The sequence below is a fragment of the Arthrobacter sp. YD4 genome (assembly GCF_030410515.1).
Lineage (GTDB): Bacteria > Actinomycetota > Actinomycetes > Actinomycetales > Micrococcaceae > Arthrobacter.
The window spans coordinates 555,126-572,080 of sequence record NZ_JAUHHD010000002.1; the positions used below are offsets into that span (position 1 = coordinate 555,126).

Below are 16,955 nucleotides of genomic sequence, written 5' to 3' on the forward strand. Positions count from 1 at the left end.
AGTGTGGCATCCAGAATGTTCACCCTGACGATCAACCAGACCGACAGCCGTCACGACGGCGACCGCGTGCCGCAGCTCCTCAAGGACCTGCGGCACATTCCGGCGCGCCTCGATTTCGACCGGTCCGTCGAGGATGAGGTCCAGGGCATCGTCGACTGCCCGCGGCAGGCCGTGGACGCGGCGCTGATCGCCCTGCGCACCGGCGCCTGGTACGTCGGGATCGGCGTCGGGCCGGTCAACGAACCGCTGCCCAACCAGATCAAGGACGCCTCCGGCCACGGGCTGGTCTACGCCCGGCGGGCCGTGGACCGGCTGCGCAACGGCAAGGAGCGGATCCCGGTGGCCGTCGAAGGCCCGCTGGCCGAGCTGGCCGCGGAGGCGGAGGCGGTGCTGCGCCTCCTGGGCCAGATCGTGCACGACCGGAGCGCGGCGGAATGGCGGGTCCTGGACCTGCTGACGCCCGGCGTCCGGGGCCAGCAGAAGGCCGTGGCGGAGGAGCTCGGCATCACCACGCAGGCGGTGAGCAAGGCCGTGGCCCGCGCCCAGTGGAACGAGGAGCACGCCGCACGGCCGGCCGCCGCACGGCTGCTGTCCCTGATTCTCGAGGTGCGCTAGAGCAGGCTGCGCAGCACGTGGGCCGCGCCGTCCTCAAACACCGAGTGGGTGACCTCGTCCGCGGCGGCAATGACCTCGGCGGGAGCCTGGCCCATGGCCACCCCGCGCCGGGCCCAGGTCAGCATCTCAATGTCGTTCCGTCCGTCGCCGACCGCCACGGTGCGGTGCGCCCCGATGCTCAGCCGGCCGCGCAGCTGTTCCAGCGCGCTGGCCTTGGTCACACCGGCCGCGGCGATGTCCAGCCAGGCGGTCCAGCCCACCGAGTAGGTGACGCCGGCGAGCCCGACGTGCCGGATCGCGGCGTTGAATTCCTCCGGGGTGTTCTCCGAGCTGAACACCACGACGCGCACGGCGGTGGCCTCGAGCATGGTCTGGAAGTCCACGCCGATCGCCTCGACGCCGAAGCTGGCGTCCTGGAAGCGCTCGGTGGAGAGGAAGTTGCCGTCGGCGTCCTCGAGCGCGTACTTGGCGGAGGGCAGCCGCTTCCGGAGTGCCCGCAGCGCGGGTCCGGGATCGAAGGTGGCCCTGTGCAGCACCTCGTAGCCGTCGGCGAGGCCGGAGTCGACGCGGAGGGTGACGCCGCCGTTGGAGCAGACGGCGTAGCCGGTCTCGATGCCGATGTGCTCGATGATGGGCAGCGTGGCGCCGAGGGAGCGGCCGGTCGCGATCATCACCTCATGCCCCGCGGCCACCACGGCCTGCGCGGCCTCCCGGACGGGAACGGACATGTGGCCGTCGTGGTCGACGAGGGTTCCGTCGACGTCGAGGGCGATCATCATTTTGTCGTTGGCGTTGCGCTGGTCGTCGTTGCCAGCGACTGAGGTTTCAGTCAATGTAGTCATCTAACAAGTAGAGCAGACACCCCCGACAGCCAGCTAGGACGCGCGCCACAGCACGAGATGAAGCGCCCGTGAACACTTGGGTGGCTGAATGGCGGGGCCGACGGCGGGGGGCTGGCGGAGGGGCTGGAGCGAATGGTCAGAGGACGGGCAGGACGGTCATCCCGCCCAGGTACTTCTGCAGCGCGGCCGGGACGTTGACCGAGCCGTCCGGGTTCTGGTGGTGTTCCAGGATGGCCACGATCCAGCGGGTGGTGGCCAGGGTGCCGTTCAGCGTGGCGACCGCGCGGGTGCCCTTGGCGGTGCCGTCCTCGGTGATCACGCGTTCCCGGATGTTAAGCCGGCGCGCCTGGAAGGTGGTGCAGTTGGAGGTGGAGGTCAGCTCGCGGTACGCGCCCTGGGTGGGGACCCACGCCTCGCAGTCGAACTTCCGCGCCGCGGAGGTGCCGAGGTCGCCCGCGGCGGTGTCGATCACGCGGTAGGGAAGCTCGCACTTGGCCAGCATTTCCTCTTCCCAGGCCAGCAGCCGGGCGTGCTCCGCGGCGGCCTCCTCGACCGTGGTGTAGATGAACATCTCCACCTTGTTGAACTGGTGCACGCGGATGATGCCGCGCGTGTCCTTGCCGTGCGAGCCGGCCTCGCGGCGGTAGCAGGAGCTCTGCCCCGCGTACCGGATCGGACCGGCGGAGAGGTCCAGGATCTCGTCCGCGTGGTAGCCGGCGAGGGCCACCTCGGAGGTGCCCACCAGGTAGAGGTCGTCCTCGGCGAGGCGGTAGATCTCGGCATCGTGCTTGACGTCGAAGCCGGTGCCCTGCATGGTCTCGGGACGGACCAGGGTGGGGGTGATCATCGGGACGAAGCCGGCGTCGATGGCCTGTTCCATGGCCATCTGCAGCAGGGCCATCTCGAGCCGGGCGCCCACGCCGCGGAGGAAGTAGAAGCGGGAACCGGAGACCTTGGCGCCGCGTTCCATGTCGATGGCACCTATCAGCTCACCGATTTCCAGGTGGTCCTTCGGCTCGAAATCGGGAAATTCGCGCGGGGTGCCGACGGTCTTGACCACGACATAGTCGTCCTCGCCGCCCTCCGGGACGCCGTCCTCGACCAGGTTGGGAATGCCGCGCAGCAGCTCCTCCTGGGCGGTCTGGGCGGCGTCGGCCTCGGCGGACGCTTCCTTGACCGACGCGGCAAGGACCTTGACCTCGGCCAGCAGGGCCTGCTTCTCCTCGCCCTTGGCCTGCGCCACCTTCTTGCCGAAGGCGTTCTGCTCGGCGCGGAGGTTCTCGTAGCGGATCAGGGCCGCCCGCCGGGACGCGTCCGCGGCGATGATCGCGTCCACCACGGATTCGTCGGCGCCGCGGGCGCGCTGGCTGGCGCGGAACTTGTCCGGATTTTCGCTGAGGTCTTTTACGTCGATCACCAGACAAGAGTATCGAATCCGCACGGTGACGCCGGGCAGTCCGGCCGCGGGGCGGGCCCGGGTTAGTGTTGGAGCACCATGCGCGACTGGCTGCTCTACCTCGTCATCGCTGGAGCCCTGGCCTTTGCCGTCTCCAGCTGGTGGGGCGTGCGCCGACTCAAGGCCAAACACACGCGCAGCGCCGTCTGGGAGGAGACCCACCATCCGGGCCTGGAGCGGCAGAAGGTCGCGGTGGTGCTGAACCCCATCAAGGCCCGTGCGGCCGAGGCGCGTGCCCTGGTGGAAGGGGCGTGCCTGGCGGCCGGCTGGGAGGCCCCGCTCTTCTTCGAGACCACGGCGGAGGATCCCGGCTTCTCGCAGGCGCGTGCCGCCGTCGCATCCGGCGCCGATGTCGTCCTCGTGGGCGGCGGGGACGGCACCGTGCGGGTGGTCGCCGACGTCCTGGCCCACTCGGACATCGCCATGGGGCTGCTGCCGCTGGGCACCGGAAACCTGCTGGCCCGCAACATCCACCTGGACATCGGGAACCTGCATTCCTGCGTGGAGACCGCCCTGTTCGGGCACCAGCGCTTCATCGACACCGCCCGGATGAGGGTGGCGAACGGCATCACCGGACAGTCGTCGGAGCACGCCTTCCTGGTGATCGCCGGGATCGGGATGGACGCAGAGGTCGTCAGTGACACCAGCGACGGCCTGAAGAAGGCGGTGGGCTGGCTGGCCTACACCGAGGCCGGGGTGCGGCATCTGCCGGGCCGGCGGAAGCGGGTGTCCATTTCCCTGGACGACGAACCGGAGCAGTCACGCAAGATCCGTAGCGTCCTGTTCGCCAACTGCGGGCTCATTCCCGGTGGCATCGACTTCATTCCGCAGGCGATGATCGACGACGGGATGCTGGACGTGGTGGTGATGAGCCCCCGCAGCGCAATCGGCTGGCTGGCGATGTATTGGAAGATCGTGCTCAAGCACAAGCGGAACCTGCCCGTGATGACCTACTACCGCTCGGGCAAGGTCGTCATCACCTGCGCCGAGCCGATGCCGACGCAGGTGGACGGTGACCCCTCGGGCGCGGCCACGAAGGTCACCGTCCAGATCGCCCCCCGATCCCTGCTGGTGCGGGTCCGGGAAGACGAAGCCGTCTAGCCTAGCTGGCTTCCTTGCCGGCCTCTTCGGCCTTCTTCGCGTCCTCGGCGGCCTTGGCGGCGCGCGCCTCGCTCTGTTCGCGGATCATGGCCTGCTCCTCTTCGAAGCGCAGGCGGTCCGCGCGGTCTGCGTCGTCACCGTCCCAGTCCTGGTTCTCCGCCGTCGGCTTGGGGTTGACGATCATCCCCTGGCCATCGTTGTCGTTGCTCGTCGTTGACATGCCCTGCTCCCTCCAGTCGAGGTCTATCCCGGTTTGGTTCCCGCCAGCATACGCCCGTTTACGAGGGGCGAAAGTGCAGGATGGGGCATTTGTCTACGCTTTGGGCGAATGCCGGGGAGCGCTATCCGGCGGGCAGGGTTTCCCCGTCGGAATCCGGGGCAGTGCCGGAGCGGAGGCCCTCCACCCAGGCGTGGGCGGCGCGGAATGCTTGGTCCGAGGTGTGCGGCTGGACCTCGGTGCGCTGACCGTCCGCACGGCCATAGGAGCCAAGGAAGCGGGTGGCCGGGCTGATCCGGTGCAATCCGGCGAGGGCGTCGGCCACCCTGGCGTCGAGCACGTGGCCGTCGGCGTCGATGCTGAAGAAGTAGTGCCCCAGGTACTGCCCGGTGGGGCGGGACTCGATCCGGCTCAGGTTGACCCCGCGGGTGGCGAACTGGTCCAGGATCTCCATCAGCGCGCCGGGCCGGTCCTCCGGGAGCGGCACCACCACGGTGGTCTTATCCGAACCGGTGGCCGCCGGCAGCTCACCGGGACGTCCCACCAGCACGAACCGGGTGACGGCACCGGGGTTGTCGCCGATGTTCTCCGCCAGGACCTGCAGGCCGGGCTGTTCCGCCGCGACGATCGGCGCGCAGATGGCGGCTTCGTAGGTGGCGCCGTCGAGCAGGCCCATGGCGGCGGCCGCCGTCGACGACCCCGGAATGTATTCCGCATGGGGAATATGAGTGTCCACCCAGAGCCGGCATTGCGCCCAGGCGTGGCCGTGGGTGGAGACCCGGCGGACGTCCTCGAGCCGCACACCGGGCCGGACCACCAGCACGAACGTGATCGGCACCAGCGCCTCACGCAGGATCCGCAGCTCGGGGCCGGAGGCGATGGCATCCAGGGTGGCGGTCACGCCGCCCTCCACCGAGTTCTCGATCGGCACCATGGCCGCGTCCGCCTCGCCGCCGCGGACCTTGTCCAGGGCAGTATTGACGTTCGACGCCGGGACGCGGATGGCCTCCGCGGCGCCGGGAACCTGCAGCAGGGCCGCCTCGGTGAAGGTTCCTTCCGGTCCCAGGAACGTGTACGTGTGCGGTGCGGCAGGCATGGGGTCCCTTGGGGTTAGAGGATAACGGGCTTGAGGCCGTTGTCGGACACCAGCGGCAGGCCGGTCTCCAGCCACTGGTCCATGCCGCCGGCGACGTTCAGGGCCGAGTAGCCCTGGCCCACCAGCCATTGGGCGGCGCGGAAGGAGCGGCCGCCGGTGCGGCAGATGACGTAGAGGTCCTCGTCCGGGTCGAGTTCGTCGATGCGGCCGGGCAGCTGGTCGAGCGGGATGTGCAGCGCGCGCTCGGCGTGGCCGGCGGCCCATTCGTAGTCTTCGCGGACATCCAGAATCTTGGCCGACTCGGGGATGTCGGAAACGGTCACGGTATCGATGTCACTCATGGCAGTCCTCTCCGCAGTACCAGGTGTGCCTCCAGCGTATCGCCAGCCCCGCACCCTCCCGCGTCCGCCGCGTCAGGTTACGCTTCTGGGACAACGTAGGGAGACCGATGGCAGCGAACCTTGGCTGAGATCCACGAACTGTCCGCCGTGGCGCTGCGGGACGCCCTCCGCGCCGGCGCGCTGTCAACCCGCGAGGCAGCGGCGCATTTCCTGGCCAGGATCGGGGAGCAGAATCCGCGGCTGGGCGCCTTCATCACGGTCACCGCGGAGCAGGCCGTCAGAGACGCCGACGACGCCGACGCGGCGTTTCACCGGGCCTCCCAGGCCGGCGCCGTGGACTCGCTGCCGCCGCTGCACGGGATGCCGGTCGCGTTCAAGGACCTGACCGACGTCGCCGGGGTCCCCACCAGCCACGGCAGTGCGGCGTTGGAGGCCCGGCCGGCTCCGGAGGACGGCGCCCTGGCCGCGGCGTTGAAGGGGGCGGGCGTCGTGTCCCTCGGCAAGACCCAGGTTCCTGAGTTCGGGCTGACCGCGTACAGCGAGAACCGGATCGCCCCGCCCTCCCGTAATCCGTATTCCTTGAGCCGCAGCTCCGGCGGTTCCTCCGGCGGCAGCGCGGCGGCCGTGGCGGCGGGGCTGCTGCCGTTTGCGCCGGGCTCCGACGGCGGCGGGTCCATCCGCATCCCGGCGTCGGCCTGCGGCCTGGTGGGGCTCAAGCCCGGCCGCGGACTGGTGCCCGCCGGGGAAAGTCCCGGCGACCGGGCCGGGCTGGTGGTGGCCGGGCCGCTGGCGCGCTCCGCCGCCGACGCCGCGCTCCTGCTGGACGCCCTCGCACCGCCCGAGCCTGGCCAGCCCGGGTATCTGGAGCGCACCGGGCAGGCTCCTCCCCCGCTCCGTATCGGCGTCAGCCTGGACAGCCCGTGGCAGGCCGCCTACCCGATCACCCCCGAGCGCGAGGCCCTGGCCGCGCTGGCCACCGGGATCGACCTGCTGGAGCGGGCCGGGCACCGGACCGGCGAGGCGTCCATCCGGTACGACAACCGGTACCCGGCGGCCTTTACCACCGCCTGGACGGCCGGCGTCGGAAGCGCCCGGATCCCGCCGCAGCGCGAGCCGCTGCTCACCGCGCTGACCCGGACGTTCCGGCGCCGGGCACAGCAGCGCAGCGCGGCCAAGCTGGAGGAGGCCCTTTCCTTCCTGCGAACCTTCCAGCGGGACACCCTGGCCCAGTATTCAGCGTGGGACCTGATGCTGATGCCCGCGCTGGCGCAGACCCCGCGCCCGGTGGGCTGGTTCACCGGGGCCGTGCACGGCGACGGGTACTGGCCCGCCGCGGAGTGGGCCGGCGACGCCGACGAGGACTACCGCCGGCAGTGCCAGTTCGCGCCCTGGTCCTCGATGATCAACGTCTGCGGGCTCCCGGCCATCAGCATCCCTGTGCACTGGACCGGTGGGCAGCCGGGCGAAGGATTGCCGATGGGCATCCAGCTGGTCGGGCCGATGGGCTCGGAGGCCCTGCTCCTGCAGGTCGCGGCGCAGCTGGGCTACTGACGCCGGCCTCCTGACCCACCGGGCCGGAGCCACGGATTTCCCGGCCGCCCCCGGCTGCGGTTTACTGGAGCGGACACGGCCACTGGCGGCCCCGACGACGGAAGAGGGATCGATGAAGATCACCGGAGCAGTGCTTGAGGAGATCGGCCGGTCCCGGCCGTTCGCGGAGTCCCGACCCATCAGCATCGCGGACCTGGAACTCACCGGCCCCGGCCCCACCGAAATCCTGGTCAAGCTCGAGGCCGCGGGCATTTGCCACTCGGACCTCAGCGTCGTGGACGGGAACCGGGTCCGGCCCGTGCCGATGCTGCTCGGCCACGAGGCGGCCGGACGGGTGGTGGAGGTCGGCGCCGAGGTCACGGACCTGGCGCCCGGCCAGCGCGTGGTGATGTCCTTCTTGCCGCGCTGCGAACAGTGCGAAAACTGCGCCGCCGACGGCCGACTCCCCTGCACCGCCGGTTCCAAGAGCAACAACGAGGGCACCCTGCTGCACGGCAGCCGGCACCTGAGCCGGGACGGCGAACCGGTCCACCACCACCTCGGCGTCTCCGGCTTCGCCAGCCACGCCGTCGTCGACCGCGCCTCCGCCGTGCCCGTGGACGACGACATTCCCGCCGACATCGCCGCCGTCCTCGGCTGCGCCGTCCTCACCGGCGGCGGGGCCGTCCTGAACGCCGCGAAACCGCGTCCCGAGGACAGCGTGATGATCGTGGGCCTGGGCGGCGTCGGCATGGCCGCGCTGATCACCGCCGTGTCGCAGGGGATCTCCCGCATCATCGCCGTCGACACCCTCCCGGAGAAGCTGGAACACGCCCGGCGCCTCGGCGCCCACGAGGCGTACACCCCGCAGGAACTGCCCGAGCTGGGCGTGAAGGCGCGCTACGTCATCGAGTGCGCCGGCAGCGCCCGCGCCTTCGAGACCGCATTCGCCGCTACCGCCGTCGGCGGCACCACCGTCACCGCCGGCCTGCCCGCCCCGGACGCCCTCGCGCACCTCTCCCCGCTGACAATCACCGCGGAGGCCCGGACCATCGTGGGCAGCTACCTCGGCTCCGCGGTCCCGGCCCGCGACATCCCCACCTACGCCCGGCTCTGGCGGGAGGGCAAGCTGCCGGTCGAGGAGCTCATCACCTCGCGGATCAGCCTGTCCGGGATCAACGAGGCCATGGACCAGCTGGCCGACGGGAAGGCCGTGCGGCAGGTCATCCTGTTCGACGCCGACTAGCGGATCCACGTGCGGAAACATCGCGAAACACCCCGGTATTGACTTGCGCCGGGGCCTTTCCGAATGTGACAATCCCGGGCTACGGTGTCAGCATTAAGTAAATGAGCACAACTCATTTAGCTGATCCCCCCGCGACTACGCCGGGCGACACCTCCTTCTTTGGCCACCCGAAAATGCTGGCCAGCCTCTTCTCCGTAGAAATGTGGGAGCGTTTCTCCTTCTACGGAATGCAGGGCATCCTCCTGTACTACATGTACTTCTCCGCCACCCAGGGCGGCCTCGAGATCGACAAGGCCCTCGCCGCCAGCCTGGTTGGCGCGTACGGCGGCGGCGTCTACCTCTCCACCATCCTCGGCGCCTGGCTCGCCGACCGGCTCTTCGGCTCCGAGCGGGTCCTCTTCGGTTCCGCGATCATGATCATGGCCGGCCACATCGGCCTGGCGCTGATCCCGGGCATCCCCGGCCTCATCACCGGCCTGGTGCTCGTGGGCATCGGCTCCGGTGGCCTGAAGGCCAACGCCACCGCGCTCGTGGGCAGCCTGTACCGGGAAAAGGACGAACGCCGCGACGCCGGCTTCTCCATCTTCTACATGGGCATCAACACCGGCGGCCTGATCGGCCCGCTGGTGACCGGCTGGCTGCAGGAAAGCCAGGGCTTCCACTGGGGCTTCGGCGCGGCCGCCATCGGCATGGCCATCGGCCTGGGTATTTACGCCATGGGCCGCGGCAAGCTCCCGGCCGAGGCGCACCGCGTTCCCAACCCGCTGCCGGCCAACCAGCGCACCCGCTACGGCCTGATCTTCGCGGCGATCGTCGTCGTCATCGCCCTGCTGCTGGGCACCGGCGCGGTCAACGCCAATAACCTGGCCATGTCCATGGCCTACGCCGCGATCGGCGCCTCGGTGCTGTACTTCGTGCTGATCTACAGCAGCAAGAAGGTCACCACGCTGGAGCGCGGCCGCGTGACCGCGTTCATCCCGCTGTACATCGCCTCGGCCGCGTTCTGGGCCCTCTTCCAGCAGCAGTTCACCTTCATCGCCGTGTACTCGGAGGAGAAGCTGGACCGGAACCTTTTCGGCTGGGAAATGCCCGCCGCCTGGGTCCAGTCGATCAACCCGGTGTTCATCATCGTCTTCGCCGGCGTGATGGCCGCGCTGTGGACCCGGCTGGGCCGCAAGCAGCCCGGTTCGGCGCTGAAGTTCTCCATCGGCCTGTTCGTGATGGGTCTGGCGTTCCTGGCGTTCATTCCGCTGGCCGGCGGCGGAAAGACCCCGCTGCTGGCGCTGATCGGGATCCTGTTCCTGTTCACCCTCGCGGAGCTGTTCCTCTCCCCGATCGGCCTGTCCGTGACCACCAAGCTGGCCCCGCAGGCGTTCCACACCCAGATGGTGGCGCTGTTCTTCCTCTCGGTGTCCCTCGGAACCACGCTGGCCGGCATTCTCTCGGGCCTCTACAACCCGGACGATGAGCTGCCGTACTTCATCGGTGTCGGTGGCACCGCGATGATCCTGGCGGTCGGCCTCGCGGCCGCGTCCCCGGCCATCAAGAAGCTCATGGGCGGCGTACGCTAGGCCGAATGAGCACCCCGCATCGCCCGCCGGTTGAGGCGCGCGTCTACGTCCCCGCCCCCGGCGAGACGTCCGACGTCGAACTCATGCCGGCGGGCGATGTTACTGAGGGGGTGGTGCGGGTCGGCGGGACCATCCGTCGGCCGCACCAGCCCCAGAGCCTCGCCGTCGCGGCCTACCTGGACTGGCTGGAGGACGCTGGATTCGACGGGTCGCCGCGGTTCCTGGGGCGCGACGACCAGGGCCGGGACGTGCTGACCTACCTGCCGGGCGCGTGCGCCGGGGCCGAGCCCGAGTCCTGGGTGCAGTCCGAGGAGCTCCTGGCCTCTCCGTGGCCCGGCTGGTCCGCCGGCTGCACGGGGCCTCCGCCGGCTTCGTCCCGGACGCCCACCCCTTCCCGGACCGGCCGTTCCCTGTTCCTGATTCCGCCTCCACTGACTCCGGCGGCCCCACCCTCGTGTGCCACCTGGACGTGACGCCACAGAACGTTGTGGTGCGGGACGGGTTGGCCGTGGGGCTGGTGGACTTCGACCTCGCCGGTGCCGCCACCGCCCTGCGCGATTCGTACAACGCGGCAATGCACTGGGTGCCTTTGCGGGCCCCCGAGGACGTCTGGCCCGGCTGGGCCGGCACGGACCCCTTCCACCGGCTCCGCATCTTCGCCGACGCCTACGGCTGGACCCCGGAAGAACGACGCCGGGTGCCCGCCCTGGGCGTCGGGGCGGCGGAGCTGAGCTACGGCCGGATGCAGGAGCGGGCCCGGACGCTCGGCGGCGGCTGGGCCAGGATGTGGGACGAGGGCGTGGGCGGACTGATCCTGCGCCGCCGCGACTGGCTGGAGGCCAACGCCGGGCGGCTGCTGGAGGCCCTCAGCGGGTAAAGAAGTCCGCGTTGGAGAAGGCGACACCCAGGACGATGACCACCAGCAGCGTGATGGCGATCGCGATGTAGCCCAAGACCAGTCCGGCGATGGCCAGGCCCCGGCCGCCCGGTTCGCGGAGCAGGGCCAAGTGCCCCAGCAGCACCGCGGCGAGCTGCGGGAGCAGGAAGAAGCCCAGGCCCAGGAAGGCCGCGATGCCGCAGCAGAGGCTGGCGATGCTGAGGCCCTTTGGGGCGGCGGGCACCGGGTAGTAGAGCGGCTGGCCGTAGGCGTCGACGGCGGGAGGCTGCTGCCGGGCGCCTCCCCGGTAGTCCGGGGGTCCGTAGGCGCCGGGGCCGCCCATACCCGAGCCGGCCGGGCCGTAATCGCCGGCGGGGATCCCCTGGTGGGGCGCGGACGGTGGCATCGGCGGCACCTGACCGCGGTAGCCGCCGTCGTACCCGGGCCCGGTCTGCTCGGTCATGGCACTCCCCTTGTTGACGTGTGTTCGTCCAGCGTACCGCCGCCATGCCGGCCCGGGCGGCAGCCGTTCCCGCCGTCGGTCCGCCGCCCGTCCCGCCGTCGTTTACACCGTCACCCTCGGCCGCATTGCGACCAAACCGTGCCACCGGGCCCGTGGTTCTGGCATGCTGGAGCCATGGCTAGCCGCGCGGGCACAGTTGCCCAACCCCAGGACCTTGTTGACCTCACAGCGCTCCTCGACGCGTACTACGACGTCGCGCCGAACCTCGAAGACCCCGGCCAGCGGGTGGTGTTCGGCACCTCCGGCCACCGGGGCTCCAGCCTCAAGGCCTCCTTCAACGAGCCGCACATCCTCGCCATCACGCAGGCAATCGTGGAATACCGAGCCGGGCAGGGCATCACCGGCCCGCTGTACCTGGCCAAGGACACCCACGCCCTGAGCGAGCCGGCGCAGAACTCCGCATTGGAAGTCCTCGCCGCCAACGGCGTGCACGTGCTGATCGATGCCCGCCACGGCTACACGCCCACGCCGGCGCTCAGCCACGCGATCCTGACGCACAATAACAAGGCCGCGGCCGGCGCTCCGCAGGCAGACGGCATCGTGGTGACCCCCAGCCACAACCCGCCCGGCGACGGCGGCTTCAAGTACAACCCCCCGCACGGCGGCCCGGCGGACACCGACGCGACCGGCTGGATCGCCAACCGCGCCAACGAGCTGCTCGAGAACGGCCTCCGCGGCGTCAAGCGGGTACCGATCGCCGAGGCGATGGCCGCCGGCACCACCGGCAAGTTCGACTTCCTCTCCAGCTACGTCGACGACCTGCCCTCCGTCCTGGACCTGAACGCCATCCGCGACGCCGGCGTCCGGATCGGCGCGGACCCGATGGGCGGCGCCTCCGTGGATTACTGGGGCGAGATCGGTGAACGCCACCACCTGAACCTGACCGTCGTGAACCCCACGGTGGACCCGCAGTGGGCCTTCATGACCCTCGACTGGGACGAGAAGATCCGAATGGACTGCTCCTCACCCGCCGCCATGGCGTCCCTGATCCAGCGGATGGGAGCGGGCGCGGACGGCGCCGCCCCGTTCGACATCGCTACGGGCAACGACGCCGACGCCGACCGCCACGGCATCGTGACGCCCGTCGTCAACGGCCGGGGCGGGCTGATGAACCCCAACCACTACCTCGCCGTCGCCATCGACTACCTGTACCGGCACCGCACCGGCTGGAACCCGCAGTCCGTGATCGGCAAGACCCTCGTGTCCTCCTCGATCATCGACCGGGTCGCCGAAAGCCTCGGACGGAAGCTCGTGGAGGTACCCGTGGGCTTCAAGTGGTTCGTCCCCGGACTGCTCTCCGGCGAGGGTGCCTTCGGCGGCGAGGAATCCGCCGGTGCTTCCTTCAACAAAATGGACGGCAGCGTCTGGACCACCGACAAGGACGGCATCCTGCTGGCCCTGCTGGCCTCCGAGATCACCGCCGTCACGGGCAGCTCCCCGTCCGAGCTGTACAAGGGCCTGACCGACCAGTTCGGGGACCCCGTCTACGCGCGGATCGACGCGGCTGCGACCCGCGAGCAGAAGGCCGCCCTGGGCAAGCTCTCCTCCTCGGACGTCAGCGCGACGGAACTGGCCGGCGAGACGATCACCGCAAAGCTGACCGAGGCCCCGGGCAACGGTGCGGCCATCGGCGGCCTCAAGGTGGTCACGGAGAACGCCTGGTTCGCGGCGCGCCCGTCGGGTACCGAAGACGTCTACAAGATCTACGCCGAGTCCTTCAAGGGCGAGGAACACCTCAAGCAGGTCCAGGCCGAGGCGAAGGCGCTGGTGGACTCGGTCATCTCCTGACCCGTTCCCCGGGGCGCTGCGGCGCCCCGGTCCTGGCGTGCGCGTCCGCTTCGGCGGACGCTTGGGCGCTGCGGCGCCCCGGTTTCCTGACCCGGCCGAATCAGACGGTGCCGGCGGTCTCTTCCTCGCGGAGGCTGGCCGCCAGCACCGACTGGTCGCGGCCCTGGGTCTTGGCCCGGTAGAGGGCAGCGTCGGCGCACTCCACCAGGGCCTTCAGGTCCGCCCGGCCGGTTCCGGTGGCAGTGATCCCGTAGCTCACTGTGGGAAGCTTGGCCTCCACCCGAGGCTGCTTCTCCTGCAGCCGCCTGCTGATGGTGGCGGTCATGTCCTCGGCGCGCTCGGGGCTCACACCGGGCAGGAGCAGGATGAATTCCTCGCCGCCGTAGCGGCCCACCAGGTCGGTGGAGCGGACAGATTCGGTACACGCCTCCGCGAAAGCCTGCAGCGCCACGTCGCCGGCGGCGTGGCCGTACCGGTCATTGACGGTCTTAAAGTGGTCAAGGTCGGCCAGCACCAGGGCGGCAGGCGTCCGGGCGTTGCTGAGCCGGCGAAGTTCCTCGGCCGCGAGGTCCATGAACGCGGTCCGGTTCAGCAACCCGGTCAGGCCGTCCATCGTCGCCCGGGACCGGAGGTCACGGGTCAGCTGCTCGTTGCTCAGTTCCACCATGGTGAAGGAGGCCACCACCAGGACCATCGTGGTCAGGATGGTGGTCACCACCGAACCGAAATACGTGACGAAGACCGGGCTGTTCGGCCCCTGCAGCAGGAACACCACCAGGCGGCCGACGTAGAAAATGGTCAGCAGGGCGGAGCCATAGGCGAGCGGCCTGTGGACGCGGGAGTAGTCGACCTCGAGGAGGAAGAGCTCGCGCGAGGAAAGCCCCAGCATGAGGGCCATGAAGGCCAGCATCACTGGTCCGCCGGACCAGTTGTTGGTGGCCGGGCTGTCGAAGATGGATACCAAACCGGTGAGAACCGGACCAGCGATCAGATACCAGATTTTGGGACTGGTGTAGCGCAACGAGCGGGCGCCCGCCCACATAGCCCCCGCGCCGCCGACCAGCAGGGTGTTCCCGAGCGGGTTGGCCCACTCCTGGTGCACGGTTCCGTCCAGCAGGTAGGAGGCGGAGCCGGTGAGGAACAGCAGCAACGCGGAACACCACCAGGCGCTGTAGGCCGAGCGGGTTTTGCGGTACGTAATGAAGAAGAAGAGAAACAGCAAGGTCAGCGTGACGACGGCCAGTGAAACTCGCAGGGTCGACGTATCAAGCACCATCCGCTATTTCTCCCGCCAGCACCCGTTGACCCCATTTCAGCGGTGTCAGACTCCCCATGTGCCCCCAGTATGGCACCCCTCGATAGAAATGAAGAGCTTAATTCACAATGTGGCATCCCACAGCGTCAGGACCTGGCGGGAACTGTGGGTTCCGCCCGGTGCCATGTCCACCAGCGCCACCCGGTCAAGCACCAGCCGGTCGCCGGTCTTCAGCATTTTGGCGCCCTGATGGGAGACGTGGGGGCGGTAGCCGGACCGGGTATAGGCACCGGTGGCGACCCGCCCGTGCAGCGATTCGACGACGTCCAGCAGCCCTTCGTGCAGCCGCTGCAGGCGGTCGCTGGGTTCGATCAGGGTGACCGGTATGGAGCCGTTACGGCCGAAGCTGGCCGGTACCCCGGCCGTGAGGACCTCACCGAGCGCGGCGCGCACCACCGGGTCCATCCGCCGGGCGACCTCGTCCGCCAACGGGTCGGTCTCCTGCGGGCCAGTCTCCGGACTCCCGGACGCCGAGGGCGCCGCGCCCGACGCCGAGGCCCGGTACCCGACGTCGTCGTCCTTTGCCTCCGCAGGCGGGTCCGCTACGTCGAAGCGCACCAGGGTGATGTGCAGGGGCCACGCGTCGCGGGCGAAGACCTGCCCCGCACTGACGGGTTCTACGAAGGCGACGGCGACCAGGTTCCGCATGGGCCCAGTCTGCCACCGAGCTAGACGGTGCGGACGACGTCCTCGTAGGCGAACTTCGGCTTCGGGGCGCCCCAGGCGTTCTCGGCGGGACGGCCGATGTTGACCACCATGAAGCTCTTCTGGCTACCGTCGGGGAAGAACGAGGCGTCAATCGCGGCGAAGTCGGCGCCGGTCATCGGGCCGGCGGAGAAGCCGAGGGAGCGGACGGCGAGGATGAAATAACCGGCCTGCAGGTGGGCGTTGTTGTTGCCCGTGGCGGCGGCGAGGTCCGGGGAGGCGTCGTACATGGCCTTCGGGGCGTTGTAGCCGGGAAGGAAGGCGTCCCACTGTTCGTGCCAGGCGGTGTCCGTGCTGAGGATGGCGACCAGCGGTGCGGAGGCGGTCTTGGCGCGGTTACCGGCGGACAGGGCGTCCACCAGCGTGGCGCGGGCCTCGTCCGAGCGGACGTAGGTGATACGCAGCGGCTGGGAGTTGAAGGCGGTGGGGCCGAACTTGGTCAGCTCATAGATGGCACGGGCCTGCTCGTCGGTGACCTCGCCGGTGAAGGCGTTCGCGGTGCGTGCCTGGGCGAAGATGGCGTCTACCGCCTCGGCGTCGATTACTGCTTCTTCGTGGGCGATGGTCATATGCGTCTCTTTTCCTGGTCTGCGTGGCTGCTTCCCGGCCCGGTCCGTGCGTTGTCCGTGGATTTCCGCGCGTTGTCCGTGCATTGGGAGCGCTGCTGTCTTAGGAATTAACCGGGGCGTTCACCGGCCGCTTCCCGCCTCAGGCGTGAGATCAGCCACATCCGACGCCTGTGCGCGGGCGAACATCCGGGCGCTGTCCCGGCGGTAGCCGGCGGCGTGCTCGTGCAAATCCGTGCGTCCGCTCTCGACGGCGCGCTGGTCGGAGTACTCCGCGAGTTCCAGCAGCCGCCGGCCGAGGGTTTCAAAGATGTCGGCGTGGGCGAAGGGCTGACCGTAGGCCTCGATGAGATCGTCCAGCCGGCTGGGCTTTTCCTCCTCCGCGGGTTCCCCGGAACCGGTCCCCTCGATCAAGGGCACCAGCTGATAGGCCAGGTAGGCGACGTCCCAGATGCGGGGACCGGGAGAGGCGGCGTCGAAGTCGAAAGCCCCGGTGAGTTTCCGGTCCCGGAAGACCATGTTGTAGGGGGCGAAGTCGTTGGCGCAGACCACCTCTGCCGGTTCGTGGCTGGCCAGAAGCCAGGGCCGGCTTGTGTCCGCGAGGTGGGCTCCGGCGTCGTGGATTTTCCGCAGCATGGTGGCGGCGTCGCGGAGGATGTCCGGGTGCCAGATCCAGGCGGGGAGTGGGTAGCGGACGACGTCGCCCGGCACGAAGGTGAGTATCTCGCGGCCCTGCTCGTCGAGGCCGAGCGCTTCCGGGACGTTGGTGACGCCGCCGGCGTGGAGGGCGTGGAGGAAGTCATGTACCGCGGGTGTCCATGGACCGGTGTTGCGGCGGACGGTGTCCCCCACGCGCACCACGACGCTCGAGTTGCCGCCGTCCAGGACCTCTTCGTTCTCCACCGGACCAATCTATGCGGTTCCGGGGCTTTGGTGCTGGTCTCTGGTTGGCGGGCGGGATTGGCTGCCGTTGTTGGCGGGCGTTGTTGTGGGCGGCCTTGGCTGCCCCGGTTCGCGGGACGGGCTTAGTCGTCAGAGGTCGGCGGGAGTATTGGGTCATGGACGCACTGACTGCGGATTCATTTCTGCCGGCTCAACGGCCGGTCGGTGACGGGCGCATGCGGCCCGCCTGGGCGAGGTTAATTGTCAGTGGTCGGCGGCAGGCT

18 protein-coding genes are annotated in these 16,955 nt (G+C 69.7%); 8 read left to right on the forward strand and 10 right to left on the reverse strand.

Annotation, left to right across the window (positions count from 1 at the left end; all coding sequences use genetic code 11):
• Positions 1–15 precede the first annotated feature (15 nt).
• Complete coding sequence (locus tag QWJ39_RS07065; protein WP_290257025.1) at positions 16–615, forward strand: hypothetical protein; 600 nt, start codon at positions 16–18, stop codon at positions 613–615.
• Here QWJ39_RS07065 and QWJ39_RS07070 read toward each other — a convergent pair.
• A complete protein-coding gene (locus tag QWJ39_RS07070) occupies positions 612–1,457 on the reverse strand; it encodes an HAD family hydrolase (protein WP_290257026.1) in 846 nt (281 codons plus the stop codon). The two genes, QWJ39_RS07065 and QWJ39_RS07070, sit on opposite strands and share 4 nt — an antisense overlap.
• 136 nt (positions 1,458–1,593) lie before the next feature.
• Positions 1,594–2,874: a serine--tRNA ligase gene (gene serS, locus QWJ39_RS07075; protein WP_290257027.1), complete on the reverse strand. Its 1,281-nt coding sequence runs from the start codon at positions 2,872–2,874 to the stop codon at positions 1,594–1,596.
• 78 nt (positions 2,875–2,952) lie between these two features.
• Between serS and QWJ39_RS07080 the strand changes: the two genes are divergently transcribed.
• The gene (locus QWJ39_RS07080; RefSeq protein WP_290257028.1) at positions 2,953–4,014 is read left to right on the forward strand and encodes a diacylglycerol kinase family protein; all 1,062 of its coding nucleotides are present in this window, start codon (positions 2,953–2,955) and stop codon (positions 4,012–4,014) included.
• A gap of 1 nt (position 4,015) precedes the next feature.
• Here QWJ39_RS07080 and QWJ39_RS07085 read toward each other — a convergent pair whose 3' ends face one another.
• The 3 genes from QWJ39_RS07085 to QWJ39_RS07095 form a co-directional block, all read right to left on the reverse strand.
• Positions 4,016–4,234, reverse strand: a complete 219-nt coding sequence (locus QWJ39_RS07085; RefSeq protein ID WP_290257029.1) for a hypothetical protein — start codon at positions 4,232–4,234, stop codon at positions 4,016–4,018.
• A gap of 121 nt (positions 4,235–4,355) precedes the next feature.
• Positions 4,356–5,327, reverse strand: a complete 972-nt coding sequence (pheA, locus tag QWJ39_RS07090; RefSeq protein ID WP_290257030.1) for a prephenate dehydratase — start codon at positions 5,325–5,327, stop codon at positions 4,356–4,358.
• Positions 5,328–5,341: 14 nt separating this feature from the next.
• A complete protein-coding gene (locus QWJ39_RS07095; RefSeq protein WP_290257031.1) occupies positions 5,342–5,668 on the reverse strand; it encodes a rhodanese-like domain-containing protein in 327 nt (108 codons plus the stop codon).
• Positions 5,669–5,788: 120 nt separating this feature from the next.
• Here QWJ39_RS07095 and QWJ39_RS07100 point away from each other — a divergent pair, with 120 nt between their 5' ends.
• The 5 genes from QWJ39_RS07100 (at position 5,789) to QWJ39_RS07120 (ending at position 10,892) form a co-directional block, all read left to right on the forward strand.
• Positions 5,789–7,219: an amidase gene (locus tag QWJ39_RS07100; RefSeq protein ID WP_290257032.1), complete on the forward strand. Its 1,431-nt coding sequence runs from the start codon at positions 5,789–5,791 to the stop codon at positions 7,217–7,219.
• A gap of 112 nt (positions 7,220–7,331) precedes the next feature.
• Complete coding sequence (locus tag QWJ39_RS07105) at positions 7,332–8,444, forward strand: alcohol dehydrogenase catalytic domain-containing protein (protein ID WP_290257033.1); 1,113 nt, start codon at positions 7,332–7,334, stop codon at positions 8,442–8,444.
• Positions 8,445–8,545: 101 nt separating this feature from the next.
• On the forward strand, positions 8,546–10,015 hold the full coding sequence (locus QWJ39_RS07110; protein WP_290257034.1) for a peptide MFS transporter: 1,470 nt from the start codon (positions 8,546–8,548) through the stop codon (positions 10,013–10,015).
• Between the two features lie 5 nt (positions 10,016–10,020).
• Positions 10,021–10,488 (forward strand): hypothetical protein, encoded by a 468-nt coding sequence (locus QWJ39_RS07115; RefSeq protein WP_290257035.1) that lies wholly within the window; start codon positions 10,021–10,023, stop codon positions 10,486–10,488.
• Complete coding sequence (locus tag QWJ39_RS07120) at positions 10,485–10,892, forward strand: hypothetical protein (RefSeq protein ID WP_290257036.1); 408 nt, start codon at positions 10,485–10,487, stop codon at positions 10,890–10,892. The genes QWJ39_RS07115 and QWJ39_RS07120 overlap by 4 nt, the downstream gene beginning before the upstream one ends.
• On the opposite strand, the gene QWJ39_RS07125 is transcribed toward QWJ39_RS07120, so the two are convergent.
• Positions 10,882–11,355 carry a DUF4190 domain-containing protein gene (locus QWJ39_RS07125; protein ID WP_290257037.1) on the reverse strand — a complete coding sequence of 158 codons (474 nt, stop codon included), beginning with the start codon at positions 11,353–11,355 and terminating at the stop codon, positions 10,882–10,884. The two genes, QWJ39_RS07120 and QWJ39_RS07125, sit on opposite strands and share 11 nt — an antisense overlap.
• A 174-nt stretch (positions 11,356–11,529) precedes the next feature.
• On the opposite strand from QWJ39_RS07125, the gene pgm reads away from it, so the two are divergent.
• Complete coding sequence (pgm, locus tag QWJ39_RS07130; RefSeq protein ID WP_290257038.1) at positions 11,530–13,203, forward strand: phosphoglucomutase (alpha-D-glucose-1,6-bisphosphate-dependent); 1,674 nt, start codon at positions 11,530–11,532, stop codon at positions 13,201–13,203.
• Positions 13,204–13,303: 100 nt separating this feature from the next.
• On the opposite strand, the gene QWJ39_RS07135 is transcribed toward pgm, so the two are convergent.
• The 4 genes from QWJ39_RS07135 to QWJ39_RS07150 form a co-directional block, all read right to left on the reverse strand.
• Positions 13,304–14,479 (reverse strand): GGDEF domain-containing protein, encoded by a 1,176-nt coding sequence (locus tag QWJ39_RS07135; protein ID WP_290257039.1) that lies wholly within the window; start codon positions 14,477–14,479, stop codon positions 13,304–13,306.
• A 102-nt stretch (positions 14,480–14,581) separates the two neighbouring features.
• Positions 14,582–15,166 carry a hypothetical protein gene (locus QWJ39_RS07140; protein WP_290257040.1) on the reverse strand — a complete coding sequence of 195 codons (585 nt, stop codon included), beginning with the start codon at positions 15,164–15,166 and terminating at the stop codon, positions 14,582–14,584.
• A gap of 20 nt (positions 15,167–15,186) precedes the next feature.
• Positions 15,187–15,792 carry a malonic semialdehyde reductase gene (locus tag QWJ39_RS07145; protein WP_290257041.1) on the reverse strand — a complete coding sequence of 202 codons (606 nt, stop codon included), beginning with the start codon at positions 15,790–15,792 and terminating at the stop codon, positions 15,187–15,189.
• A gap of 120 nt (positions 15,793–15,912) precedes the next feature.
• Positions 15,913–16,692, reverse strand: coding sequence for an aminoglycoside phosphotransferase family protein (locus tag QWJ39_RS07150; RefSeq protein WP_290257042.1), 780 nt, complete (start codon positions 16,690–16,692; stop codon positions 15,913–15,915).
• Between the last annotated feature and the right edge of the window lie 263 nt (positions 16,693–16,955).